Source organism: Streptomyces sp. NPDC088745 (genome assembly GCF_044751045.1).
GTDB classification, from domain to species: Bacteria; Actinomycetota; Actinomycetes; order Streptomycetales; family Streptomycetaceae; genus Streptomyces; species Streptomyces cremeus.
Map to the genome: position 1 here is coordinate 192,003 of NZ_JBIVLB010000001.1, position 25,150 is coordinate 217,152.

The window sequence follows — 25,150 nt, forward strand, 5'->3', positions numbered from 1 at the left end:
GGGGCCGGGGGGGGTGCGGGGGGGGGGGGGGGGCGCCCCCCCCCCCCCGGGCGGGGGGGGGGGGGGGGGGGGGGGCGCCGGGGGGCCCCCCCCCCCCACGGAGGAGTTCGATCACGCGCGGGGCCACCCGCACCCGGCCACTGGCCCGGGCGGTGCGGTGAGTGACGTTCTTCTCGGAGACGTCCACCATCCGGGCCGCGCCGGCCTCGTCGATGTGCGTCAGGCTGCTGTGCGTACTCATGTATCCGCCTCGCGATCAGGCGCCGGTCCGTCGCGGCCCGGCAGTCGTTGCCTTCGGCCGTTGCCTCGGCGCAGCGGCAGACACCGTACCGCCACGGGCACGTCAGCGCGTGAGCAGGACCACGTCCACCTCGCTTCCGGGGGCCAGTGCCGTGGTGTCCTCGGGGACGACGAGCAGGCAGTCCGCGTGGGCGAGGGCGGCCACCAGGTGGGAGCCGGCGCCGCCCACAGGGGTGACCGTGCCCGTGTCGGCGTCGTGCGTACCGCGCAGGAACTGGCGCTTGCCGGACGGGGAGGTCAGCTCCTTGTCCGCCTTCAGCGTGGCGCGGACCACCGGCCGGTGGACGTCCGGGAGGGCCATCAGGGCGCGGATCGCCGGCCGTACGAACAGTTCGAAGGAGACGTACGACGAGACCGGATTGCCGGGGAGGGCCAGCAGCGGGGTGTGGTCGGGGCCGATGGAGCCGAAGCCCTGGGGCTTGCCCGGCTGCATGGCGAGCTTGCGGAAGTCGACGCCGCTGCCGGGCTCGTCCTCGTCGCCGGCGTGCGCGAGGGCTTCCTTGACGACGTCGTACGCGCCGACGCTGACGCCTCCGGTGGTGACCATCAGGTCGGCGCGGACCAGTTGGTCCTCGATGGTGTCGCGCAGGTGCTCGGCGTCGTCGGTGACGGCGCCGACCCGGTAGGCGATGGCTCCGGCATCGCGGGCGGCGGCGGCCAGGGCGAAGCTGTTGGAGTCGTGGATCTGGCCCGCGGACAGCTCCTCGCCGGGCTGGACCAGTTCGGAACCGGTGGACAGGACGACCACGCGCGGACGCGGGCGCACCAGCACGGTGGCCCGGCCGATCGCGGCGAGCAGCCCGATCTGGGGCGGGCCCAGCACCGTACCGGCTGCGAGGGCGGTATCTCCGGCCCTGACGTCGCTGCCGGCCGCGCGGACGTGCGCACGGGCCGTGGCGGGGCGGTGCACGCGCACCTCCCCGGCGGAGTCGCCGGGGTTGGCGCCGGCGGAGCGGAAGGCGGTGGCGGGGCCGCCGCCGCTGCCGCCGTCGGTCCACTCGACCGGGACGACGGCCTCGGCGCCCGGGGGCAGCGGGGCGCCGGTCATGATGCGGGCTGCCTCGCCGGGGCCGACGGTCGGCCCGGCACCACCGGAGCCCGCCGCCACGTCACCGATCACGGTGAGCACGGCGGGGAACTCCGTGCTCGCGTCCGCGATGTCGGCCACCCGGACCGCGTAACCGTCCATCGAGCTGTTGTCGAAGGGCGGCAGCGAGACGGGGACGGTGACGTCCTCGACGAGGACGCAGCCCTGGGCGTCGAGGAGTTGCAGCTCGATGGGCTCCAACGGGTGGATCGCGCCCAGGATGTCGTCGAGGTGCTCGTCCACCGACCAGACGCGGTCGGGGCCGCCCCCGTCGCCGACGGTGGCGGGCGGTGCTTCGGTGGTGCTCACGTGCTACATCTCCTCGGTGACGTAACTGCGCAGCCAGGTCTGGAAGTCCGGGCCCAGGTCCTCACGTTCGCACGCGAGTCTGACAATCGCCCGAAGATAGTCTCCGCGGTCCCCGGTGTCATAGCGCCGGCCCTTGAAGACCACACCGTGGACAGGCCCGCCGGCCTTCTCGTCGGCCGCCAGTTTCTGGAGGGCGTCGGTGAGCTGGATCTCGCCGCCGCGGCCGGGCTCGGTCTCGCGCAGTATCCCGAAGACCGCCGGGTCCAGGACGTACCGGCCGATGATCGCCAGGTTGCTGGGCGCGTCGGCGGGCTCCGGCTTCTCGACCAGGCCGGTCACCTTGACGACATCGCCGTCGGCGGTGGGCTCGGCGGCGGCGCAGCCGTAGAGGTGGATCTGCCCGGGGTCGACCTCCATCAGGGCGATGACGCTGCCGCCGTGCTGCTCCCGGATCTCCACCATGCGCGCGAGCAGGGGGTCGCGGGGGTCGATCAGGTCGTCGCCGAGGAGGACGGCGAAGGGCTCATCGCCGACGTGCGGGGCGGCGCACAGGACGGCGTGGCCGAGGCCCTTGGGGTCGCCCTGGCGGACGTAGTGCATGGTCGCGAGGTCGCTGGATTCCTGGACCCTGGCCAGGCGGCCCGCGTCGCCCTTCTTGGTGAGGGCGGACTCCAGTTCGTAGTTGCGGTCGAAGTGGTCCTCGAGCGGGCGCTTGTTGCGGCCGGTGACCATCAGGACGTCGGAGAGGCCGGCCGCCGCGGCCTCCTCCACGACGTACTGGATGGCGGGTTTGTCGACAACCGGGAGCATCTCCTTGGGCGTCGCCTTGGTGGCGGGCAGGAAGCGGGTGCCGAGTCCCGCTGCCGGGATGACAGCCTTACTGATCCTGGGATGAGCCTGAGTCATGCGCGGAACGATATCGGGTGACCCTTCACGGAAGGTCGGCTTCCGGCCTTTTATTACGGTACGAGCGAATTGCGAGGGTGAAGTGGCCGTGGGCGCTGAGGAGATGCCGGACCGGGCCGCACAGAAGCAGGCGCTGCGGCGTGAACTCCTGGAGCGCAGGAAGCTGTTGTCCCCGGAGGACGCGGCGGCGGCCGCCGCGGTTCTCGCCCGGCGGGCGCTGGAGCTGCCGGAGCTGGTGGGCGCGGGGACGGTCGCCGCGTACGTCTCGGTCGGCCGCGAGCCGGGCACCCGTGCGCTGCTGGACGCGCTGCACGCGCGCGGGGTGCGCGTACTGCTGCCGGTGCTGCTGCCAGACAATGACCTGGACTGGGGGGCGTACGAGGGCGCGCAGGGGCTCGTACGGGCCGGGCGCGGGCTCCTGGAGCCCGCAGGGCGCCGACTGGGCGTGGACGCCGTGCGGGAGGCGGACGCGGTGCTGCTGCCGGGGCTGGCGGTGGACGCGCGGGGGATGCGGATGGGGCGCGGCGGCGGGTCGTACGACAGGGTGCTGGCGCGGCTGGCGGGGAGCGCCGCGCACCGGGTGGTGCTGCTGTACGCGAACGAGGTGGTCGCGCGGGTTCCGGTGGAACCCCACGACCACCCCGTGCACGCGGTGGTGACGCCGGACGGCGTCCGGCGCTTCGGGCCGGGCGCGCGCGGTGGGCCTTGTGGGCCCGGTGCGCCTGGTGCCTCCGGTGGGAGGCCCGTCAGCCCGCCGGGCCCGGCTTGAGCACCAGGGTTTCGGCAGTCGACTTGTCGACGGCCGCCTTGCTGAAGGACCAGTCGAGCAGTTCGCCCTTGGCCCACTTCTCCGTCTGGTCGCTGTAATTACTGTGGTAGGCGTGCCCGGAGGCGCCGGTCAGGTTGATCCAGCGGGACTTGTCGAGGTCGCTGAGGTTGACGACCATGCGCATGGACGGCACCCAGACGACCTCGTAGCCGCCGGCCGCGTTCCAGCCGGTGGCGTTGACGGCCGCCTCGCCGCCGCCCAGGTTCCAGGGGCCGCGGTTGAGCAGGTGCTGGATGAAGCCGGGGCCCTCGGTGCCCAGCGTCTGGTTCTTCAGCGTGAGCTGGTGCAGACGGCCCCAGTTCCAGGTGTTGATGTTCTTGCCGAGCTTGGCGGTCAGCTCCCAGCGGGCGTCCTCCATGGCCCGCGCGAACAGTTCGTCGCGGGTCGTGGTGGCCTTGTCGGTCCGCGAGGCCGGCGAGGACCACCAGTCGCTCTTCTCGTCCTTCACCAGGTTGCGCACGACCTCGAACCAGCGGTCGCCGCCGTCGGGCTGCGCGGCGTCCGCGTCGCGCTCGCCGCACTCGCGGGTGGGCTTGGCCAGGTCGTCGACGGGGCCGTCGGCGGAGCGCACGTACAGGCACTGACCCTCGACGCGCAGTTCCTTGGGCATCTTGTTGCCGAAGGCCAGCTTGAGGATGTTGCGCCAGACGCCGTTGAAGTAGGCGGCGGCCGCCGAGTCGGACTCCTGGGTGTAGTCCCAGCCCTCCAGCAGCTTCTGTGCCTCACGGATCTGCGGGTCGTCGATGTCGATCTTCAGCAGGTAGGGCGTGAGCAGCTTGGCGATCTCACTGCTGTTGTCCATCTGCATGGTGCGCATGTCGTCCGTGCTGATCTTGCCGCCGTCCTTGGTCTTGGACTCGATCAGATCGTTGATGCGCTGCGAACGGGCGCCGTAGCCCCAGTCCTCGGTGAGCTTGAGGTCCGGGTACTTGCGGGAGTCGACGACGGCCTGGTTGGCGGTGACGATGTAGCCGCGCTTGGGGTTGTACTCGTACGGCATCCGGCTCTGGGGGATGAAGCCCTTCCAGTCGTTCCTGGAGTCCCAGCCGGCGACCGGCATGCGGCCGTCGTGGCCGTTCTGGCGGAGCGGGACGGTGCCCGGGGCCTGGTAGCCGATGTTGCCGGCGGTGTCGGCGTAGATGAGGTTCTGCGAGGGCACCTCGAAGTGCGCCGCCGCTCCGCGGAACTCCTTGAAGTTCTTGGCGCGGTTCATCTCGAAGACTGCGTCCATGGACCTGCCCGGCTGCAGGGCGGTCCACTTCAGGGCGACCGCGTACCCGTTGCCGCGGTCGGGGGCGGCGTTGGACACGGGGGCCTTCTGGCCGACCGACTCCATTTCGGCGTTGCGGTCGGAGACCAGCGGGCCGTTGTCGGTGGAGCGAACAGTGATCTTCTTGCTGCCGCCGCCCGCGACCTTGATGGTCTCGACGCGGGTCTTGAAGCTCTTTTCCTTGTTGTCGTAGAGGTACGTGTTGTTGGGGCCGACCTTCTCCAGGTAGAGGTCCGAGACGTCGGCGCCCAGGTTGGTCATGCCCCAGGCGATGTCCTGGTTGTGGCCGATGACCACGCCGGGCATGCCGGAGAAGGTGTAGCCGGCGGTGTCGTACTGGCACTGCGCGGAGATCTCGCGGCAGTGCAGGCCCATCTGGTACCAGAGGGACGGCATCTGGGGGGCCAGGTGCGGGTCGTTGGCCAGCAGCGGCTTGCCGGTGGTGGTCTTCGAGCCGGCGACCACCCAGGAGTTCGATCCGATGCCGTTGCCGTTGGGGCCGAGCAGCGCCGGGATCTTGTCGAGGTTGGCGGAGATGCGGGAGAGCTGGGCCTGGAGGCCCTGGGCGGAGCCGACGCCGTTGTTGCCGCCCGTACCGATGCCGGAGCCGGGGTTGCCGGTGTTACCGGGAGTGCCGGTGTTTCCGGGGGTGCCGGTGTTGCCGGGGATGCCGGTGTTGGAGGAGCCGCTCTTGGCGAGGTTCTCCTCGACGATCGGCTTGTGCCGGTCGAAGGGGTACTTCGGGTACAGCTCGTCGATCTGCTTCTTGTCCAGGCGGCTCGTCATCAGCGAACGGTCGATCTCGTCCTGCATGTTGCCGCGCAGGTCCCAGGCCATCGCCTTGAGCCAGGCCACCGAGTCGACCGGGGTCCACTCCTCGATGGTGTAGTCCGTGGTGAAGCCGAGGGCCGCGTACTCGACGGAGATGTCCTTGCTGGAACGTCCCCTCAGGTACTCGTTGACGCCCGCCGCGTACGCCTGGAGGTACTTCTTCGTCTCCGGCGACAGCTTCTTGTCGTACTCCTGCTGCGCGACCTGGCGCCAGCCGAGGGTGCGCAGGAAGGCGTCCGTCTCGACCTGCCCCGAGCCGAACATCTCCGAGAGGCGGCCCGACGTCATGTGCCGGCGGACGTCCATCTCCCAGAAGCGGTCCTGTGCCTGGACGTACCCCTGGGCGCGGAAGAGGTCGGCGTCCGTGGAGGCGTAGATCTGCGGAATGCCGTGGGCGTCGCGCTTGACGTCGACGGGCTTCGTCAGCCCGTCGAGCGTCAGCTCACCACTGGCCTGGGGGAAGGAGGCACGTACGGTGCTGACGCTCCAGTACGTGCCGTAGCCGACGCCCGCGACGATCGCCAGCACCAGCACGATGACGAGCAGGCGGGCGCGCCCCCTCTTCTTTTTCTTGCCTGCGGAAGCAGCGGAAGGGGCGGTGGGGGTGGCGGGCATCGCTGTCCTTAGAGGGGCAGGGTGGTCCTGGAGTGCTGGAGCAACCATAGGCGCAGCCCCGTGCCGCTCCCGACTCGGTCTCCGGAAGCCCTCTTTGCGGCAGTTGGGGAAACGCGTTAAGAGAGCGTCAAAGATTAGGTAAGGTAATGAAACTACCTCTCCCGTATGCCCTGCCGCTGGAGGAACGATCCGGCTGGCCCCAGGAAAGGACCGGCCCCTGACTGTCCACCAGCTCAATGAACTCCTGCTCATCTGCGCTGTCGTGCTGCTCGTCGCCGTCGCGGCGGTACGGCTGTCCTCGCGCAGTGGGCTTCCCAGCCTGCTGATCTACCTCGGGATCGGCATCGCGCTGGGCCAGGACGGCATCGGCAACGTCGCGTTCGACAACGCGGAGCTGACCCAGGTGATCGGCTACGCCGCCCTGGTCGTGATCCTGGCCGAGGGCGGCCTGGGCACGAAGTGGAAGGAGGTCAAACCCGCGCTGCCGTCGGCAGTCGTCATGTCGACACTCGGCGTTGCGGTGAGCGTGGGCATCACCGCTGCCGGTGCGCACTACCTGGTGGGCCTGGACTGGCGGCAGGCGCTGATCATCGGCGCGGTGGTGTCGTCGACGGACGCGGCCGCGGTCTTCTCGGTGCTGCGCAAGGTGCCGCTGCCCTCGCGGCTGACAGGCGCCCTGGAGGCCGAGTCCGGCTTCAACGACGCCCCGGTCGTCATCCTGGTCGTGGCCTTCTCGGCGGCCGGCCCGGTGGACCACTGGTACGTCCTGGTGGGCGAGATAGCACTGGAACTGGCGATCGGCGCGGCCATCGGCCTCGCAGTCGGCTGGCTCGGTTCACTGGGACTGCGCAGCGTGGCGCTGCCGGCCTCGGGCCTGTACCCCATCGCGGTGATGGCGATCGCGGTCACCGCGTACGCGGCGGGCGCCATGGCGCACGGCAGTGGGTTCCTGGCGGTCTACCTGGCCGCGATGATCATGGGGAACTCCAAGCTCCCGCACTGGCCGGCCACCCGTGGTTTCGCCGACGGGCTCGGCTGGATCGCGCAGATCGGCATGTTCGTCCTGTTGGGCCTGCTGGTCACCCCGCACGAGCTGCTGGACGACATCTGGCCGGCGATCGTCGTCGGCCTGGTCCTGACGATGGTGGCCCGCCCCGCGTCCGTATTCATCAGCCTGCTGCCCTTCGGCACCTCCATGCGTGAGCAGGCGCTGCTGTCCTGGGCGGGGCTGCGCGGGGCGGTGCCCATCGTGCTGGCCACCATTCCGATGGTGGGCGGCGTCGAGGGCAGCGACCAGATCTTCAACATCGTCTTCGTGCTGGTCGTCGTCTACACGCTGGTGCAGGGGCCGACGCTGCCCTGGGTGGCCCGGCGGCTGAAGCTGGGGGACGGAACGGAGGCCGCCGACCTGGGCATCGAGTCCGCGCCGCTGGAGCGGCTGCGCGGACACCTGCTGTCGGTGGCCATCCCGGAGAAGTCCCGGATGCACGGGGTGGAGGTCGCGGAACTGCGCCTGCCGCCGGGTGCCGCCGTCACCCTGGTGGTGCGGGACGGCACCAGCTTCGTACCGCTTCCGACGACGGTGCTGCGGCGCGGGGACGAGCTCCTGGTGGTGGCCACCGATCCGGTACGGGACGCCGCCGAGCGCCGGCTGCGGGCCGTCGGCCAGGGCGGCAAACTGGCGGACTGGCTGGGCACGGGCGGCGAGCCGGCACCGCGGCCGGCGACGGGCCGGGCGTCCAGGTCGATGTCGGCCAAGCCGTCGGGGCCCGCGGCAGTCGCGACGGGGCCGGTGTCAGCGAAGTCACGGCGACCGGCGGATGCGAAAGCAAGGACAACCAGGCGAAAGCCCCTGTAGCATGAAGGTGAATTGATCGACCAACTCTGCCTGACGCAGGGCTGGCGCGACCGCACGGCGGCCTGCCCCCACTACTAGGGGCGCCTGGTATCTACCGCCGGTCCTGCGCAAGAGGACAGCTCTCGGCGGCTTCCGCACGCACTGCGTGCCCGCGTACGACGTACGCGCAAAGGGATGCGCTACCAGGCGGCAGAAAGGCAAGGGCCGTGACGAACACGGTCACGACCGACGCCACGAAGACCGGCAAGCGCCCCGGGTACGGGCAGCTGCTGCGCACCCCCGGGGTCTGGTCCTACCTGATTCCCGGGTTCCTGGCCCGGCAGCCCTTCGCGATGCTGACCATCGGCATCGTGCTGCTGGTGCAGCACACCTCGGGGTCCTACGGCACGGCGGGCATCGTCGCCGCCGTCACCGGTGTCTCGATGGCGCTGTTCGCGCCGCAGAGCGGCAAGCTCGCGGACCGTTTCGGGCAGCGCGCGGTGCTCGTGCCCGGCGTACTAGTGCACGCGGCGGCCGTGAGCGCCCTCACCGCGCTGGCACTCGCCGGCGCACCCCTGTGGGCACTGTTCGCGGCGGCCGTCCCTGCGGGTGCTTCGGTGCCGCAGGTGGGGCCGATGGTGCGGGCGCGCTGGGCGGCGAAACTCGAGGGCTCTCCGCTGATGTCGACGGCCGCGGCCTTCGAGTCGGTGACGGACGAGTTCACCTTCGTGGTCGGCCCGGTACTGGCGACCGCGCTGTGCACCGGTGTGCACCCCGCCGCGGGTCTGATCGCCGAGGCGACGCTCACCCTGGCGGGCGGCCTGTTCTTCGCCGCGCAGCGGCGGACGCAGCCGGAGCCGAGCCGCCGCCACGGCGGTCCGAAGGTCAAGCACGTCTCCGCGCTCTCCGTGCCCGGCGTCCGGGTGCTCGCGGTGGCGTTCCTCGGCATCGGTTCCGTGTTCGGCGGCATGCAGGTGTCGCTGACCGCCTTCGCGCAGGAGGCGGGCAACCCGGGCATCAACGGACTGCTGTACGGCATCTTCGCGGGCGGCAACATGCTGGCGGGCATCGTCTGCGGCACCATCGCCTGGAAGATCGGGCCGCGGCGTCGCCTGATGGCCGGGTACGTCGGTCTCGCCCTCTTCGCGTCCGGACTGTGGGCGGTGCACTCCGTGCCGCTGCTGGCCGGCCTGGGGCTGCTGGTCGGCCTGTGCATCGCGCCGGCGCTGATCACCGGCTACACGATGGTCGAGACACTGGTGCCCGCCACGGCGCGTACCGAGGCCTTCACCTGGCTGACCGGCGCGGTCGCGTTCGGGCAGGCCATGGCCGTAACGGTGGCCGGCAGGCTGACGGACGCGCACGGTTCCAGCGCCGGATTCCTGGTGCCGCTGGGCGGTACGGCGCTCGCCCTGGTGGTGCTCGTGGTGCTGCGTTCGCGCCTGCTGCCGCCGTCGTCGGGGCGGGTGGCGGCACGTGGTGTGGGTCACCGCGTGCCGGTCACGGTGGACTGATCCAGCGGAATACGTCACTATGGACCGTCGTTAGCACTCATCGAGTGAGAGTGCCAGGAGGAGCAAGTGCCGACCTACCAGTACCAGTGCACCGCATGTGGCGAAGGCCTTGAGGCAGTGCAGAAGTTCACCGACGACGCACTGACCGAGTGCCCGGCCTGCAAGGGACGCCTGAAGAAGGTCTTCTCGGCGGTCGGCATCGTCTTCAAGGGGTCCGGTTTCTACCGGAACGACAGCCGCGGCTCCTCGTCGAGCAGCTCGCCGGCGTCGTCGTCGGCCGCGAAGACCGCGTCGCCGTCCTCGTCGGGCTCGTCCGGCTCCGACTCGAAGCCCGCGGCTTCGTCGTCGACATCGTCGTCCTCGTCGAGCTCCTCCACGGGGTCGTCCTCGGCCGCCTGAGGCATACGTTTTCCCGAAGTGGCTTTCCCGAAGTCCCCGCTGTCGTTCGCGACCGCGGGGACTTCGGCGTTCCCCGGCCGGGAACTAGGGTGACGGCCATGGTGAACGCAGCGCAGGCAGAGATCGGTGTCATCGGCGGCTCGGGCTTCTACTCCTTCCTGGAGGACGTGACCGAGATCCAGGTGGACACCCCGTACGGCAACCCCAGCGACTCCCTGTTCCTGGGGGAGATCGCGGGCCGCAAGGTGGCGTTCCTGCCCCGGCACGGGCGTGACCACCACCTTCCACCGCACCGCATCAACTACCGGGCCAACCTGTGGGCGCTGCGCTCGGTGGGTGCCCGGCAGGTGCTGGGGCCGTGCGCGGTGGGCGGACTGCGGGCCGAGTACGGACCGGGCACGCTGCTGGTGCCGGACCAGTTGGTGGACCGTACGAAGGCCAGGGCACAGACGTACTACGACGGCGTCACACCCGTGGACGGCACCCTGCCCGAGGTGGTGCACATGTCGTTCGCAGACCCGTACTGCCCGGTGGGGCGTGGCGTGGCGCTGAAGGCGGCGCGCGGGCGGGAGTGGGAGCCGGTGGACGGCGGGACGCTGGTAGTCGTCGAGGGGCCGCGCTTCTCGACCCGCGCCGAATCGGTGTGGCACGCGTCGATGGGCTGGTCGGTGGTCGGCATGACCGGGCACCCGGAGGCGGTCCTCGCGCGTGAGCTGGGACTCTGCTACACGTCGATGACTCTGGTCACGGACCTGGACGCGGGGGCGGAGACGGGCGAGGGCGTCAGCCACGAAGAGGTGCTGAAGGTGTTCGGGGCGAACGTGGACCGGCTGCGCGGAGTTCTGTTCGACGCGGTGGCGGGGCTGCCGACGAACGCCGAACGGAACTGCCTGTGCGCACACGCGCTCGACGGGATCGCGACGGGCATCGCACTGCCCTGACGAGGACGGGTCGCGTTGCCCCGAGGCGCCGGCGTTGTTGCCGTGTCAGCGGGCCCTTCCCTCGCAGGGGTGAGCGACTTTTCCACAGTGCGGGAGCTGTCCACAGGGTCCGGCGGGATCGGTGCCGAAGGTGGATCGTGAGGGAGTCCAGGTCGTACACCTCTCGTGATCCGGTGGTGATGTTCCGTGTCGTCCCTCGCTCCGCCTCCTCGGCCGGCTCTGCCCGCGCCCAGCAGTCCTCCCGCACCCCCTCTGTGCGTGGTACCCGAATTCGCTCCGCTGCGGGTGCGAAGGCGCGGCGGGTGGCACCGGTGGCGCAAAGCGGTACGGCGCAGGCGGCGGGTGCTGGCCGTCGGGCTGGCGGTGTCCGCCGCCGCGCTGGCCGCCGCGACGCCGGCGCCCACGGAGCGTGCCGGCTCACCCCCGCAGGCCGTCGACGACACGGGGCAACAGCAGCGGCGGGCGGCCGCGCGCCCCGAGGTGGTGTCCGCGCCGGTACGGATCGCGGACGCGGCGACCGTACGGCTGCTGCGGCCCGGCGACCGGGTCGACGTCATCGCTTCCGCGAACTCCCCGATCAGCGGTGGGGGTTCTGCGGCCCGAGTGGTGGCGGCCGGGGTCCGGGTGGCTGAGGTACCGGACCCGGGGCAGACTTCTGCGGACGGCGGGGCGCTGGTGGTGCTGTCCGTGCCTCGGTCGGCTGCCACGCAGCTGGCCGGCGCGGCCGGCACGTCCCGGCTGGTGGTGACACTGTGCTGATCCCTGTATTGATCCCCGTAGCGATGCCTGTGCTGACCACTGGGCTGGTGGATGAAGCGTCGATTCGCGCTGACGAACAGTGGGGTCACCGATACGAGTTGCCGGATTGGACAGCGGCGGCCGGTGCTGCCGAGAGTTGCGGAGAAATTTGCACTGCCCCCTGCACATGCGAAAAGAGGCTCATTCGTGAGCGAGGAGAAGACCAGCCTGCTGGAAGGCTTCAAGGCCTTCCTGATGCGCGGCAACGTGATCGATCTCGCGGTCGCCGTTGTCATCGGTGCCGCGTTCACCAACATCGTGAACTCGATCGTCAAGGGCGTGATCAATCCGCTTGTCGGCGCATTCGGCACGCAGGACCTGGAGAAGTACAGCTCCTGCCTGAAGGATCCGTGCAAGGTCGTCGACGGTCAGATGCGGGGCATCCCGATCATGTGGGGATCGGTCCTCAGCGCCGCGCTGAGCTTCCTGATCACCGCTGCGGTCGTCTACTTCCTGATGGTCCTGCCGATGGCGAAGTACCTCGCCCGGCGTGCGGCCAGGGCGAAGGCGAAGGACGCGACCGAGGAGGTCATGGAGGCCACCGAGGTCGAGCTCCTCAAGGAGATCCGGGACGCCCTCGTCGCGCAGCGCGGGACCGGGCACAACAACCCGTAGCACCGCGCTCGGCGCGGTCGGGTCAGACGTGGTGCGGCGGCTTCTCGTCCAGGAAACGGGCGAGGTCCGTCGTGCCGCCGCTCGTGGTGGGGCGGTCGCCCCAGGCCAGGTCCGTGTCGTCCGACGACTGCAGGTCGAGTGGGTCGTCGAAGGCCAGCCGGAGCTTGGGACGCGTCGCCGGTTCGGGGAGGCCCGGGCCGGGGGCGGCGTGGTCGGAGGTGTTCATTCCTCCAGAGTACGGCGAGGGTCCGGGGCCGGGCCTCCGGTCAGCTGGGGGCCTCGGCACCCTTGCGGGCGTAGAACCACCAGCAGACGGCCAGGCACGTCACGTAGAAGCCGACGAACACCCACAGGGAATTGACCACGGGGAAGTTCGCGAACATGGCCGGGATGAAGAAGAAGCCGTAGGCGGCGATGCCAGAGCTGAAGCCGGTGACCGCGCCTGCCTCCATCTCGGACTGCTTGAGTGCTGCTGCGTTCGCCTCCGGGCCCTTGCCCGCCGCCTCCTTGAGGTGCTGGTTGCGGAAGATCACCGGGATCTGCCGGAAGGTGGAGCCGTTGCCCAGGCCGCAGAAGAGGAACGCGACGAGGAAGCCGGCGTAGAAGACCCAGAAGTTGCCGTTGTCACCGCTGTGCGGGAGGGCGCCGATGACGACGACCAGGGCCACGCCCATGCCGACGAACGACAGCATGGTGACGCGGGCGCCGCCCATCTTGTCGGAGAGCCAGCCGCCGCCCCAGCGGGCGAGGGCGCCGATGAAGGGACCGATCCAGGCGTACGTCGTGGCCGAGTAGGCCGAGTTGATCGGGGTGAACGTGGTGTTGATCAGGTTGGGCAGGGCCGCGGCGAAGCCGATGAACGAGCCGAAGGTCCCGACGTACAGCCAGGTCATCAGCCAGTTGTGCTTCCGCTTGAAGATGATCTTCTGCTCGCTGAATGGGGCGGCGGCGACCTTGAGGTCGTTCATCAGGAACCAGGCCAGCAGGGTCATGATCACCAGCAGCGGTACCCAGAGGAACGCGCCGTTCTGGAGCCAGACGTCCTCGCCCGTCTTCTTGCTCTTCAGTGGGCCGCCGGCCGGGGCGAAGAGCACGGCGGCGGTGATCACCAGCGGGGCCACCAATTGGACGACGGAGACGCCCAGGTTGCCGAGTCCGCCGTTCATGCCGTTGGCGTTGCCCTTCTCCCGCTTGGGGAAGAAGAAGCCGATGTTGGCCATCGAGGACGCGAAATTGGCGCCGCCGAGACCGCAGACGGCAGCGATCAGGGCCATTTCCCAGTACGGGGTGGAAGTGTCCTGGAGGGCGAAGCCGAGCCAGAGCATCGGGGCGATCAGGATGATCGTGGAGAACGCGGTGAACTTCCGCTCGCCGAAGATCGGCCCGATGAAGGTATAGAGAATCCGGAAGGTGCCGCCGGTGATGCCGGGGATGGCGGTCAGCCAGAACAGCTGCGACTTAGAGTAGCCGAAGCCGACGTCGCCGAGCTTGACGACGGTCACCGACCAGACCTGCCAGACCACGAAGCCCAGCATCAGGGCGGGGACCGAGATCCACAGGTTGCGGTTGGCGACCTTGCGGCCGGTGGACTGCCAGAAGGACTCGTCCTCCGGACGCCAGTCCGTGATCGTCGTGCCCGGCTTGTACGTGTCGAGGCCCTGGGCCGGAGAGCCGGTGGGGGTTGCTGTTGCCACGGGAGTCACCGGTCCTTGGGGTCGATGAGCCAGAGGAGCAGGACAGCCACGAAGGACAGGCAGAGGAAGCCCGCCCCCCACCAGGCGGTGGTGGTGTCGCCCTTCATCCACTCGTTGACGGTGATGAACAAGGCCCAGAGCTGGCCGACGACGACCGTCATCGCCAGCGTGAGGCGGGCGTTGAACTTGGCGGCGCGTTCGGGTTCCTGCTCGGTGCCCGCGCCGGGGCCCGGCCCGGTGCGACGGATGCGGGGGTCGCCGTAGCCGCTGGTCGGGCGGATCTGGGGATAGCGATCGTGGACCGGGCGGTTCAGCCTGGGGTTGGCACTGCCGGGGTGGTAGACGGGGCGCGGCGGGGGGCCGGGCGGGGTGCGCGGGGGCTGGGTCGGCTCGGTCATGTCTGCCTCCTGTTCTGCTGGCCGGGCTCGGTCTGCGGGTCGCGGCGCAGGGCCGCTCCCGGGCAGCCGACGCGGGCCGCGAACTCGGGGCGTTCGTCGACGATCTGGCGGCACAGGCCGTCCTCGACGCTTTCGCCGGAGCGGGTGGTGCCGATCGCCCAGATGCTGCCGTCGGTTTCCTCTACGACCACCACCTTGGGCAGGCCGCGGGGCGGTGGGCCGGCGGTGACCTCTCCGGTGCGGGCGTCGAAGACGCCCTCGTGGCAGGGGCAGTACAGCTCGCCCCCGGAGCCGCGTTCCTTGCGCCACAGGACGGCGCAGGCCAGGTGCGTACAGACGGCGGAGTAGCCGACGAGGGCGCCGTCGTCGAGGCGGACGGCGACCGCGCGGTCCTCGTCACCGGGGTAGCGGAACGCGATCGACTCGCCGGCCGGGAGGGCGTCGGCGATCTTCTTCGCCTTGGGGAGGCCGTCGCCGTCGGGGTCGCCGTGCCGGTGCAGCACTCCCCCGGCGACCGCCAGGCCGCCGACGGCGAGGCCGCCGGAGACGGTGGCGACGATGCGCAGGTAGTCGCGGCGGGAGGTGAGGGAGTCGGCGCTGATCCGGTCGTGGAGGTCGGCCTGGTCGTCGTCGATGTCGACGTCGGAGCGGCCGGCGGTGTCCCCGGGGGGCTGGACTGTGCTCATCGGACGTCGACTCCGTTCACCTCGACGACCGGGAGCCCGCCGGGCACCGGCCACTGGACCTTGTCGGCGGGGACGACCATGGCGACGCCGGTGGAGACCATCACGTCGCCGAACGCGAAGGAGTCGGCGACCTGGACACCGGGGCGCTCGGCCTGGAGCTCTTCGAGAGTTCCGTAGAAGAGGGCGCCGGTGGGGCAGACCGTGGCGCACATCGGGGCCAGCCCGTAGGCGGTGCGGTCGTAGCAGAGGTTGCACTTCATCTGCAGCTTGGCTTCGAGGTCGATCTTGGGGACGCCGAAGGGGCAGGCGTTGACGCAGTTCGCGCAGCCGATGCAGCGGGTGGTGTCGGCCTGCTGCACCACACCGTCGGCGGTGACGAGGATCGCCTCGGCAGGACAGACCTCGGCGCAGGGGGCGACCGGGTCCTCGCAGTGCATGCAGACGGTGGGCAGGGAGGCGACGGACTGCCCGGGTTCGGTGTAATCGAGGTGGATCATCGACTTGCCGCGGTGCGAGTCGCATTCGCGGCAGGCGGAGACGCATGCCTGACAACCGATGCAGCGGCCCGGGTCAATGAAGATCGTTTTACCCATCATGGCTGGTCAGCGTCTCTCTTCTGCGGTCGCCCTGCCCTGCGGGGCGGTGGGCGGCAGGGCGTCGGTGCGGGAGACCTGGGTCTCGGGGTACGCCACGTGGCCGGGGGCTACGGGCGGGGCCGGCACCTCGTCGATGGAGTCGGCGCGTTCGATGCGGCAGGCGCAGACCTTGTACTCCGGGATCTTGGAGCGGGGGTCCAGGGCGTCGATGGTGAGGATGTTGGCGGCCGTCGGGGCGGGCCAGTGGTACGGCACGAAGAAGGTGTCGGGGCGGATCGCCTCGGTGACCAGCGCCGGGAAGACGGCGCTGCCGCGGCGGGTGACGACACGTACCGGATCGCCGTTCTGGAAGCCGTGGCAGGGGTGCACCTCCACCCACGGGCGCGGGGTCTGTTCGACGAGCGCGCCCAGACGCCGGGTCTGGTTGCCGGAGAGGAAGTGAGCGACGGTGCGGCCCGTGGTCAGCGACATGGGGAAGTCGTCGTCGTACGGGTCCATCGGCTGGTGCCATTCGACGACCTGGAGGTGGATCTTGCCGTCGGGGTGCCAGGTCTTCCCGTCCTCGAAGAGGCGAGGGGTGCCGGGGTGGCTGGTGTCCGGGCAGGGCCAGGCGATGCCGCCGGTCTCCTCCAGGCGCTCGTAGGTGATGCCGTAGTAGTCGTTGACGGTGCCCGAGGAGGCGGTGCGCAGTTCCTCGAAGACCTCGCGGGAGCCGGCGAAGGCGAATTTGTCGCCGACCCCGAGACGTTGTGCGAGCTGGCACATCACCCAGGTGTCGGTGCGGACGCCCGCGGGGGGCTCCTGCGCCTTGTTGTGCTTGACGACGCGGGCCTCGGCGTTGGCCATCACGCCCTCGTCCTCCGCCCAGGTGGTGACGGGGAAGACGACGTGCGCGTTGGCGGCCGTCTCGGAGAGGAAGAAGTCGAACTGGGCGTGGAACTCCGTGGCGTCGTAGCCCTCCTTCGTCACCCGGTAGTTGGGGAGGGACACGAAGGGGTTGTTGCAGACACCGATCAGACCGCGGATCTCGCCGCGCTGCATCTGCCAGACCATTTCCATCATGGAGGTTCCGGCGGGTGGGAGTTCGGACTCCTCGATGCCCCAGATCGCGCAGATCTGGCGGCGGTGTTCGTCGTTGAGGATGGAGCGGCCGCCGGGCAGCATGTCGGACTTCTGGCCATGTTCGCGGCCGCCCTGGCCGTTGCCCTGGCCGGTGATGGTGCCGTAGCCGGCGCCGGGCTTGCCGAGGTTGCCGGTGGCGACGCACAGGTTGATGACGGACAGGCAGTTCTCGACGCCCTGCGAGTGGTGCTCGATGCCGCGCGCGTGCCAGGCCATCGACTTGCCCGCGCCCGCGAAGACCCGGGCGACCTGTTCGATCTGGGCGGCCGGCACCCCGCAGATCTCCGCCGCGCGCTCCGGCGGGTACTCGGCGACCTTGGCCCTGACCTCGTCCCAGCCGGTGGTGTGCGCGGCGAGGTAGGCGGCGTCGACGAGGTTTTCGCGTACGACGACGTGGAGGACGGCGTTGAAGAACGCCGAGTCCGTGCCGGGCTTGAGGGCGACGTGGATGTCGGCGGTGCGGGCGACGGCCGTCTCCCGAGGGTCGACGACGATCAGCACCGCGCCCCGGTCGCGCGCGCCCCACAGGTACTGGGTCATCACCGGGAAGCACTCGCCGACGTTGGAGCCGGCGATCAGCAGGCAGTCGGTGAGGAGGATGTCGGAGAAGGGGTTGCCCGCGCGGTCGATGCCGAAGGCGAGTTTGTTGGCGCCGGCGGCGGAGACCATGCACAGGCGGCCGTTGTAGTCGACATGTCGAGTTTTGAGGGCCACCCGGGCGAACTTGCCTACCAAGTACGTCTTCTCGGAGAAGAGGCTCGCGCCGCCGAGCATTCCGAAGGCGTCGTTGCCGTACGTCTGCTGGATGCGGCGGATCTCGGCGGCGGTGTGGTCGAGGGCCTCCTCCCAGGAGACCTCCCGGAACTCCTCGTCGCGCGAGCGGCGCAGCAGCGGGGCGGTGAGCCGGTCGGGGTGGTTGACCTGCTGGTAGGCGTTGATGCCCTTGGGGCACAGGCGCATGCGGTTGATGTCGTGGTTGCGGGGTTCGACGCCGAAGACCTTGCCGCCTTTGTCGACACGCAGGTACATGCCGCACTGCACGCCGCAGAAGCAGCAGTGGGTGGGGACGAGGGTCTCGCCGTTCTGGTCGGCGTGCCACTGGTCGGCGGGGATGCCGCCGGCGTCGCGGAAGCCGCGGGTGCCGGGCGGGGCGATGGCGGGGTCGAGCGGGATGCGGCCGCCCGCCGGTGCGGGCCTGCCGGTCCGTACGGTCGGTCCCAGCGGGACGTCTTGCGCGGTCACTTGAAGCCCTTCTTGACGTGCGAGAGGTAGGCGTTGCCGCGCAGTTCGCGTTTGCAGCGCGGGCAGTACTCGGCCCATTCGGCGAAGTCGAGCTTCAGGTCGCGCATGGTCGCTTCGAGGTTCTCGACGTACGGCGCGGTGTCGATCGGCGTGTCGCAGCGGCGGCAGTGGAAGACCTCGTCCTTCTGCCGGGCGGTGTACTTGAAGAGCTGCATGCCGACGGCGGCGGGCCGCTGCACGATGTGGAAGAACTTCCCGAACGGGATGTAGATCAGGGTGAAGACGACCGAGACCATGTGCAGCAGCGCGAGGAATTCGTAGCCGCCGCCGTGCAGGAAGATCGAGGAGAAGGTCAGCAGCAGGCCGGTGACCGAGACGACGATGAGGGCGATGAGCGGGACCAGGTCGTAGGCGAAGCGCTGGCCGGTCATCGCGCCGCGGTCCTTCATGCGCCGGTACAGGAAGTACGAGGCGCCGGGGATGACCAGCACGGCGGCGATGTCCAGGCCGTGGAACAGCAGCCAGCCGACGAGGCTGGAGGAGTCGTAGCCGAGCACCTTGAAGCCCCAGATCCGCATCTCGTAGCCGGGGCCGGCACCGGTCGACGACGTGAAGGTGAACCAGCCCCAGGTGAGGGGGAAGGTGATCGCGGCGGCCAGGACGCAGCCCCAGAAGATGAGCTGGTGGGCGGCCCAGCGGGCGTGGCTGCGGGCGCCGAGGAACTTCTGGAGGCCGAGGTAGGTCGCGATCATCCTCGGCAGGGCGGTGGGGGCCTTGCGGAAGTTCTCGACGGAGAAGAGGCTGCCCCAGCCCTTGGTGAAGAGGCGGCGGGCGCCGGGTGCGGAGATCCACACGGTGTAGCGGTAGGCGACGCCGAACGCGAGGAAGACCGTCGCCACCGCGTACGGGAGCAGGGCGGAGTCGAAGTCGCGCAGCAGGCGGCTGCCGAAGTAGATCGCGAGGATCAGCAGCAGCGAGACCGCGGTGGCGACGAGGGTGGCGCGACGAGTCACCGAAGGCGTGGACCGCGGGGGACCGAGCCGCGGCGCGGCATCAGTGGCGCCCGCGCCGGCGGCGGGCACACCTCCCGCACGCCCGGCGGGCGCGCTCGTGGAGGATGCAGCGCCTGCACTCGTGGCGGGCACGGTTCCCGCGCCGGCAGGCGGTGCACCCCCCGGGCTCAGGGGCGGAGTGGGGTCCGGTGCGGAGGGTGAGGGCTCGGTCACCCCACCAAATTAGGACTAACGGTGCATTTGCACCCTCTGGTGCACTCAAACGGCGTACAGCCCGTGTCCCTGGAAGATCTCGCGGGCCGCCGTCACCTCGGCCGGCCCCGGCGACGGGGTGTCGTGCAGGGTGAAGTTCTTGCCCAGCGCCTGCCACTTGGCCTCGCCCAGCTTGTGGAAGGGCAGGACGTCGACGCGCGAGACGACCCCGAGCGAGGCGGCGAAGGCGGCGACGCCGTCGATGTTCGCGGGGTCGTCGGTCAGGCCCGGAACGAGCACGAACCGTACGTGCACCTGCTTGTCCAGGGCGGCCAGGCGGCGGGCGAAGTCGAGGGTGGGCCCCAGTTCGCGGCCGGTCACCTTCGTGTACGTCGCCGGGTCCCAGGACTTGATGTCCAGGAGGACGAGGTCCACGTCCCGCAGCAGGGCGTCGGTGGCGCGGGCGCCGAGGAAGCCCGAGGTGTCCAGCGCGGTGTGCAGGCCGAGTTCGTGCTTGAAGCGGTGGAGGAGTTCGCCCGCGAAGACCGGCTGGAGGAGGGGTTCGCCGCCGCTGATGGTGGCGCCGCCGCCGGAGGCCCGGATGAAGGTCGTGTACTTGGCGGCCTCGGCGACGATGTCGTCCGCCGCGTACCGCTTCCCGTTGCGCATCCTCATCGTGTCGGGGTTGTGGCAGTACAGGCAGCTCAGCGGGCATCCGGAGAGGAAGGTGACGAAGCGCGTGCCGGGGCCGTCGACGCCGGTGGACAGGTCCCAGGAGTGCACCGAGCCGGTGACGGGGCGGTGGGTCGCCGCGCCGGCCGGGGTGGCGCCCTCGGGGGCGGCCGGGGCGGCGGCCCGTACCGGAATGTCGCTTCCGAGCAGTACGGCGGTCATGGCAGGAGCCTCCTGGGAGGAGTGGCGAGAGGAGGTGCGGAGGAGAGGGGGAAGGAGAAACGTTTTCGTACGGGCCGGGACCGGGTGGGGGTCAGGGGGGATCGGCCCCGGCGCCGTACGGATCGCGGGCCCCGTGGGGGCGGGCGGCTCTAGAGGGAGCCGTGGAAGGTGCGGTTGATGACGTCGAGCTGCTGCTCGCGGGTCAGCCGCACGAAGTTGACCGCGTAACCGGAAACCCGGATGGTGAGCTGCGGGTAGTTCTCCGGGTGCTCCATGGCGTCTTCGAGCGTCTTCTTGTCGAGGACGTTGACGTTCATGTGGAAGCCATTGCTGGCCATGAAGCCGTCGAGGACGCCGGAGAGGTTCTGCACCCGCTCCTCGGGGGTGCGGCCCAGCGCGTCCGGGGTGATGGTGTTGGTCAGCGAGATGCCGTCCTCGGCGTCGTCGTAGGGCAGCTTGGCGACCGACAGGGCCGAGGCGATGTAACCGTGCTCGTCGCGGCCGTTCATCGGGTTGGCGCCCGGGGCGAACGGGGTGCCGGCGCGGCGGCCGTCGGGCGTGTTGCCGGTCTTCTTGCCGTAGACCACGTTCGAAGTGATCGTGAGCACGGACTGGGTGTGCACGGCGTCGCGGTACGTCGGGTGCTTGCGGATCTTCTGCATGAAGTCCTCGACGATGCGGCGGGCGATGGCGTCCGCGCGGTCGTCGTTGTTGCCGTACGCCGGGTAGTCGCCCTCGATCTCGTAGTCGACCGCGAGGCCCGTCTCGTCCCGGACGACCTTGACCTTGGCGTGCTTGATGGCCGAGAGGGAGTCGGCGGCGACGGAGAGGCCGGCGATGCCGCAGGCCATGGTGCGCAGGATCTCCTGGTCGTGCAGGGCCATCTCGATGCGCTCGTAGGCGTACTTGTCGTGCATGTAGTGGATGACGTTGAGCGCGTGCACGTACGTCTTCGCCAGCCAGTCCAGCATCGCGTCGTAGCGCGGGGCGACGTCGTCGTAGTCGAGGTAGTCGCCGGTGACCGGTTCGAAGCCCGCCACGACGGTCTTGCCGGTCTTCTCGTCACGGCCGCCGTTGATCGCGTACAAAAGCGCTTTGGCGACATTCACGCGTGCGCCGAAGAACTGCATCTGCTTGCCGACGGCCATCGCCGAGACGCAGCACGCGATGGCGGTGTCGTCGCCGTACTTCGGGCGCATCAGCTCGTCGGACTCGAACTGGATCGCCGAGGTGTCGATGGCGACCTTCGACGCGTACGCCTTGAAGCCCTGCGGCAGTCGCCGCGACCAGAAGACGGTGAGGTTCGGCTCCGGCGCGGGGCCGAGGTTGTAGAGCGTCTGCAGGGCGCGGAAGGTGGTGCGCGAGACCAGCGGCCGGCCGTCGTCGCCGATGCCGGCCATCGACCAGGTCACCCAGGTGGGGTCGCCGGAGTACAGCTCGTTGTACTCGGGGGTGCGCAGGAAGCGGACGATGCGCAGCTTGATGACGAAGTCGTCGATGAACTCCTGGGCCTGCTCCTCGGTGATGAGGCCCCTGTCGAGGTCGCGCTGGAGGTAGATGTCGAGGAAGTTGTCGATGCGGCCGATCGACATGGCCGCGCCGTTCTGCTCCTTCACGGCGGCCAGGTAGGCGAAGTACAGCCACTGGACGGCCTCGCGGCCGGTGCGGGCGGGGCCGGAGATGTCGTAGCCGTACGAGGCGGCCATCGCCTTGAGCTCGTTGAGCGCCTTGATCTGCTCGGAGATCTCCTCGCGGTCGCGGATGACGTGCTCGGTCGCCCACCGCTCACCGAGGCGCGCCTTGTCGGCCAGCTTCATGTCGACAAGTCGGTCTACGCCGTACAGGGCGACGCGGCGGTAGTCGCCGATGATGCGGCCGCGGCCGTAGGCGTCGGGCAGGCCGGTGATGATGCCGGAGGAGCGGCAGGCGCGGATCTCGGGGGTGTACGCGTCGAAGACGCCCTCGTTGTGGGTCTTGCGCAGGTGCGTGTAGACCTCGCGGACCTGGGGGTCGGCCTCGTAGCCGTAGGCGTTGAGGGCGTTCTCGACCATGCGCCAGCCGCCGTTGGGCATGATCGCCCGCTTGAGCGGCGCGTCGGTCTGCAGGCCGACGATGAGGTCCTTGTCGGGGTCGATGAAGCCGGGGGCGAAGGCGTCGATGCGCGAGGGGGTCCTCACGTCGACGTCGTGGACGCCCCTGCTGTTCTCCTCGGGGAACATGCGCAGGAGCTTCTGCCACACGGCGGTGGTGCGCTCGGTGGGCCCGGCGAGGAAGGAGGCGTCGCCCTCGTACGGGGTGTAGTTGCGCTGGACGAAGTCGCGGACGTCGACGGCGTCGCGCCACAGCCCGTCCTCGAAGCCGTCCCAGGCGTCCGCGGTCTCGGCGGCGGCATCGGCCTGCGTGTAATTCGCCGCGGTCTTCACGGGGGCTGTGGTCATCGTCCGCACCTTCCGTTCCTGCTTCGTCGCTGTGACTCCATTCGACTCCTCGCGGACGGTCCGCGGACCGCGCAATAGTCCCCAATCGAGGACCGAAGGACCCCACTTCTGCCCGCCCGACAACGGATTCGGCGCTCTGACCAGCAGTTCCGCCAGGGACCAATGTCATTGGTTCGCTTGTGAATGCATTCACAATGAATGTCCGGCCACTGCGGGAAAAGCCCCCGGCATCCCTCCGCGCGCTCCGCCGACTCCTCTGGTCTCATGTACCCATGAGTCATCCGACCGCCCCCACCGGCCTGCTGCGCCGCATGACGGCGCGCAGTCCTGTCGAGGGACACCGTGCGGCCACCGTGCTGGAACTGTTCTTCGACCTGTGTTTCGTCGTCGCCGTGGCCCAGGCCGGGGTGCGCCTGGTGCACGCCGTCGCGGAGGGCCACTTCGGCAGCGGCACCCTCGGCTACGCCCTGGTCTTCTTCGCCATCTGGTGGGCGTGGGTCAACTTCACCTGGTTCGCCTCCGCCTACGACAACGACGACGTGTTCTACCGCCTCGCCGTACTGGTGCAGATCGCGGGCGTCCTGGTGTTCGCGGCCGGCATTCCGCGCGCCTTCGACCACGGCAACTGGGCCGTCTGCATCGCCGGCTACGTCGTGATGCGCCTGGCCATGACCTGCCAGTGGCTGCGGGTCGCCCGGCACAACCCCGGCCCCGAACGGTCCACCGCGCTGAAGTACGCGACCGGCCTGGTGATCTGCCAGCTCGGCTGGCTGGCGATGCTCTTCGTGCCGGAGGGCACGCGCCTGTACTGCTTCGTGCTCCTGGCCCTGGCCGAGCTGAGCGTTCCGGTGATCGCAGAGAAGGACTTCAGCACCTCCTGGCACCCGCACCACATCGCCGAGCGGTACGGGCTGTTCACCATCATCGTGCTGGGCGAGTCCATCACCGCCGCCACCATCGCCGTGCAGAAGGCCCTGGACGAGCACGAGGAGCTGGGCGAGCTGCTGTCCATCGCGGGCGGCGGCCTGCTGATCGTCTTCTCCGCCTGGTGGATCTACTTCTCCTCCCCGGCGCAGAAACGTCTCACCTCCCTGCGGCGCGCCATCACCTGGGGCTACGGCCATCTGCTCATCCTGGGGTCGGCGGCGGCGATCGGCGCGGGCATCGAGGTCGCGGTCGAACGGGTCACCGGCCAGGCGCACATCTCCGCCGTGGCGGCGGCGGCCGCGGTGACCCTCCCGACGGCGCTGTTCCTGCTCACCGGCTGGTTCCTGCAGGCCCGGCACTTCAAGCGGAGCGTCGCGGAGAAGTCGCTGATGCCGGTGACGGTGGTCCTGGTGCTCGCGTGCACCTTCCTGGGCACCTGGGCGGTGCCGGCGGCGGGCCTCGTCATGGCGCTGGCCGTCGCGGTCGGCGTACTGCTGTCGGACCGGCCGGACAGCGCGGGCCTTCGCACGCCGCAGACGCCGTGATACGCAGGGCCCATGGACGCCCCCACCGGGAAGCCGGGACCGCATGACGCACTGACCGACGTGGCCGGCCTGCGGGTCGGCCACGCCCGCGTGGCGACAGCCCTCGCCCTGACCGGGAGCACCGTCGTGCTCGGCCCCGAGGGGGGCTTCACCGCGGCCGTGGACGTACGGGGCGGCGGGCCCGGCACCCGCGAGACGGACGCGCTGGACCCGCGCAACCTGGTGCAGCGCACGGACGCGATCGTCCTCACCGGCGGCAGCGCGTACGGGCTCGACGCGGCGTCCGGGGTGGTGGCCTGGCTGGAGGAACGGCACCGCGGCTACCGCGCAGGCCCGGACCCGGCACAGGTGGTACCCGTGGTGCCCGCCGCCTGCCTCTTCGACCTGGGACGCGGCGGCGACTGGCATGTCCGCCCCGAAGCGGCGACGGGACGGGCCGCCGTGGCGGAGGCGGCGCGCACCGGGCCCGGCTCACCGGTGGCACAGGGCGCGGTGGGCGCGGGCACCGGCGCGGTGGCGGGCGGCCTCAAGGGCGGTGTGGGCACGGCGAGCGTGCTGCTGGACTCGGGCGCGACGGTGGCGGCGCTGGTGGTGGTGAACGCCGCGGGCTCCCCCGTCGACCCGCTGACCGGCGTGCTGTACGGGGAGTACTTCCAGGGGCCGGTGACGTACCCGCGCGCGGAGGTGCACCGGGAGGCGCTGCGGCGTGCGCGGGAGGCGCGAGAGGAGTCCGCGCGACGGTACGCCGCCTCCGTGCGCCCTCCGCTGAACACCACGCTCGCGGTCGTCGCCACCGACGCCGGGCTCACCCGCGCGCAGGCGCACAAGCTGGCCGGCACCTCGCACGACGGTTTCGCCCGGGCGCTGCGTCCGGTGCACCAGCTGACCGACGGCGACACGGTCTTCGCCCTGTCCACCGGGGCGCGCCCGCTGGTCGCCGAGCAGCTCGCGCACGGCGGGGACCAGTTGACGGCCGCCGCCCTCAACGAGGTGCTCGCGGCGGGCGCGGACACGGTGACGCGGGCGATCGTGAAGGCCGTGCGGGCGGCCGAAGGCGTCGACGGACCTGGCGGGGTGTTCCCGGCATACCGGGAGCTCTACCCGCAGGCGGGGTGAATCGTAGAACTGCGGTATTTCGGGGGCGCCTTGCGG

The 25,150-nt window shown here is 70.3% G+C and carries 21 protein-coding genes and 1 pseudogene; 9 read left to right on the forward strand and 13 right to left on the reverse strand.

The genetic code is table 11. The features are described from left to right. Nucleotides 1-76: 76 nt before the first annotated feature. From ACIP93_RS00815 to galU, 3 genes and pseudogenes are all read right to left on the reverse strand, one after another. Nucleotides 77-241 (reverse strand): annotated as a pseudogene (locus ACIP93_RS00815) (cyclic pyranopterin monophosphate synthase MoaC); the annotation flags it as partial. Nucleotides 242-343: 102 nt separating this feature from the next. Then, the gene (glp, locus tag ACIP93_RS00820; protein WP_401754203.1) at nt 344-1,696 is read right to left on the reverse strand and encodes a gephyrin-like molybdotransferase Glp; all 1,353 of its coding nucleotides are present in this window, start codon (nt 1,694-1,696) and stop codon (nt 344-346) included. Nucleotides 1,697-1,699: 3 nt separating this feature from the next. Then, on the reverse strand, nt 1,700-2,602 hold the full coding sequence (gene galU / locus ACIP93_RS00825; protein WP_345222031.1) for a UTP--glucose-1-phosphate uridylyltransferase GalU: 903 nt from the start codon (nt 2,600-2,602) through the stop codon (nt 1,700-1,702). Between the two features lie 103 nt (nt 2,603-2,705). On the opposite strand from galU, the gene ACIP93_RS00830 reads away from it, so the two are divergent. Continuing rightward, nucleotides 2,706-3,371 (forward strand): 5-formyltetrahydrofolate cyclo-ligase, encoded by a 666-nt coding sequence (locus tag ACIP93_RS00830; RefSeq protein ID WP_401755601.1) that lies wholly within the window; start codon nt 2,706-2,708, stop codon nt 3,369-3,371. Here the strand turns inward: ACIP93_RS00830 and ACIP93_RS00835 are convergent. Then, nucleotides 3,349-6,147, reverse strand: a complete 2,799-nt coding sequence (locus tag ACIP93_RS00835; protein WP_401754207.1) for a penicillin acylase family protein — start codon at nt 6,145-6,147, stop codon at nt 3,349-3,351. The genes ACIP93_RS00830 and ACIP93_RS00835 overlap by 23 nt on opposite strands. Nucleotides 6,148-6,409: 262 nt before the next feature. Here ACIP93_RS00835 and ACIP93_RS00840 point away from each other — a divergent pair, with 262 nt between their 5' ends. From ACIP93_RS00840 to mscL, 6 genes are all read left to right on the forward strand, one after another. Continuing rightward, nucleotides 6,410-8,005 carry a potassium/proton antiporter gene (locus tag ACIP93_RS00840; RefSeq protein ID WP_401754210.1) on the forward strand — a complete coding sequence of 532 codons (1,596 nt, stop codon included), beginning with the start codon at nt 6,410-6,412 and terminating at the stop codon, nt 8,003-8,005. A gap of 206 nt (nt 8,006-8,211) precedes the next feature. Next, nucleotides 8,212-9,498, forward strand: a complete 1,287-nt coding sequence (locus ACIP93_RS00845; protein ID WP_401754212.1) for an MFS transporter — start codon at nt 8,212-8,214, stop codon at nt 9,496-9,498. A 66-nt stretch (nt 9,499-9,564) separates the two neighbouring features. Beyond that, a complete protein-coding gene (locus ACIP93_RS00850; RefSeq protein ID WP_345222025.1) occupies nt 9,565-9,897 on the forward strand; it encodes an FmdB family zinc ribbon protein in 333 nt (110 codons plus the stop codon). 98 nt (nt 9,898-9,995) lie between these two features. Further along, nucleotides 9,996-10,838 (forward strand): S-methyl-5'-thioadenosine phosphorylase, encoded by an 843-nt coding sequence (locus ACIP93_RS00855; protein WP_401754215.1) that lies wholly within the window; start codon nt 9,996-9,998, stop codon nt 10,836-10,838. A gap of 258 nt (nt 10,839-11,096) precedes the next feature. Beyond that, nucleotides 11,097-11,597, forward strand: coding sequence for an RcpC/CpaB family pilus assembly protein (locus ACIP93_RS00860; RefSeq protein ID WP_401754218.1), 501 nt, complete (start codon nt 11,097-11,099; stop codon nt 11,595-11,597). 186 nt (nt 11,598-11,783) lie between these two features. Beyond that, entirely contained in the window at nt 11,784-12,251 is a 468-nt protein-coding gene (gene mscL / locus ACIP93_RS00865) for a large conductance mechanosensitive channel protein MscL (protein WP_345222019.1), read from the forward strand. 22 nt (nt 12,252-12,273) lie between these two features. Here mscL and ACIP93_RS00870 read toward each other — a convergent pair whose 3' ends face one another. The 9 genes from ACIP93_RS00870 to pflB form a co-directional block, all read right to left on the reverse strand. Further along, a complete protein-coding gene (locus ACIP93_RS00870) occupies nt 12,274-12,477 on the reverse strand; it encodes a hypothetical protein (protein WP_401754221.1) in 204 nt (67 codons plus the stop codon). 40 nt (nt 12,478-12,517) lie between these two features. Then, nucleotides 12,518-13,945 carry an MFS transporter gene (locus tag ACIP93_RS00875; RefSeq protein ID WP_345222015.1) on the reverse strand — a complete coding sequence of 476 codons (1,428 nt, stop codon included), beginning with the start codon at nt 13,943-13,945 and terminating at the stop codon, nt 12,518-12,520. Between the two features lie 5 nt (nt 13,946-13,950). Next, a complete protein-coding gene (locus ACIP93_RS00880; RefSeq protein ID WP_401754224.1) occupies nt 13,951-14,343 on the reverse strand; it encodes a hypothetical protein in 393 nt (130 codons plus the stop codon). Next, nucleotides 14,340-15,029 carry a Rieske (2Fe-2S) protein gene (locus tag ACIP93_RS00885; protein ID WP_401754227.1) on the reverse strand — a complete coding sequence of 230 codons (690 nt, stop codon included), beginning with the start codon at nt 15,027-15,029 and terminating at the stop codon, nt 14,340-14,342. The genes ACIP93_RS00880 and ACIP93_RS00885 overlap by 4 nt, the downstream gene beginning before the upstream one ends. Next, entirely contained in the window at nt 15,026-15,625 is a 600-nt protein-coding gene (locus ACIP93_RS00890) for a 4Fe-4S dicluster domain-containing protein (protein ID WP_345222009.1), read from the reverse strand. Before ACIP93_RS00890 ends, ACIP93_RS00885 begins: the two co-directional genes overlap by 4 nt. Before the next feature lie 6 nt (nt 15,626-15,631). Further along, complete coding sequence (locus ACIP93_RS00895) at nt 15,632-17,920, reverse strand: molybdopterin oxidoreductase family protein (protein WP_401755604.1); 2,289 nt, start codon at nt 17,918-17,920, stop codon at nt 15,632-15,634. Between the two features lie 65 nt (nt 17,921-17,985). Continuing rightward, nucleotides 17,986-19,071 (reverse strand): MFS transporter, encoded by a 1,086-nt coding sequence (locus ACIP93_RS00900; RefSeq protein WP_401754230.1) that lies wholly within the window; start codon nt 19,069-19,071, stop codon nt 17,986-17,988. Nucleotides 19,072-19,260: 189 nt separating this feature from the next. After that, nucleotides 19,261-20,088: a pyruvate formate-lyase-activating protein gene (pflA, locus tag ACIP93_RS00905; protein ID WP_401754233.1), complete on the reverse strand. Its 828-nt coding sequence runs from the start codon at nt 20,086-20,088 to the stop codon at nt 19,261-19,263. A 149-nt stretch (nt 20,089-20,237) separates the two neighbouring features. Continuing rightward, on the reverse strand, nt 20,238-22,526 hold the full coding sequence (gene pflB / locus ACIP93_RS00910; RefSeq protein WP_401754236.1) for a formate C-acetyltransferase: 2,289 nt from the start codon (nt 22,524-22,526) through the stop codon (nt 20,238-20,240). Nucleotides 22,527-22,798: 272 nt separating this feature from the next. On the opposite strand from pflB, the gene ACIP93_RS00915 reads away from it, so the two are divergent. Both ACIP93_RS00915 and ACIP93_RS00920 read left to right on the forward strand, forming a co-directional pair. After that, nucleotides 22,799-23,998, forward strand: coding sequence for a low temperature requirement protein A (locus tag ACIP93_RS00915; protein ID WP_401754239.1), 1,200 nt, complete (start codon nt 22,799-22,801; stop codon nt 23,996-23,998). Nucleotides 23,999-24,010: 12 nt separating this feature from the next. Beyond that, complete coding sequence (locus tag ACIP93_RS00920) at nt 24,011-25,114, forward strand: P1 family peptidase (RefSeq protein WP_401754242.1); 1,104 nt, start codon at nt 24,011-24,013, stop codon at nt 25,112-25,114. Nucleotides 25,115-25,150: the final 36 nt, after the last annotated feature.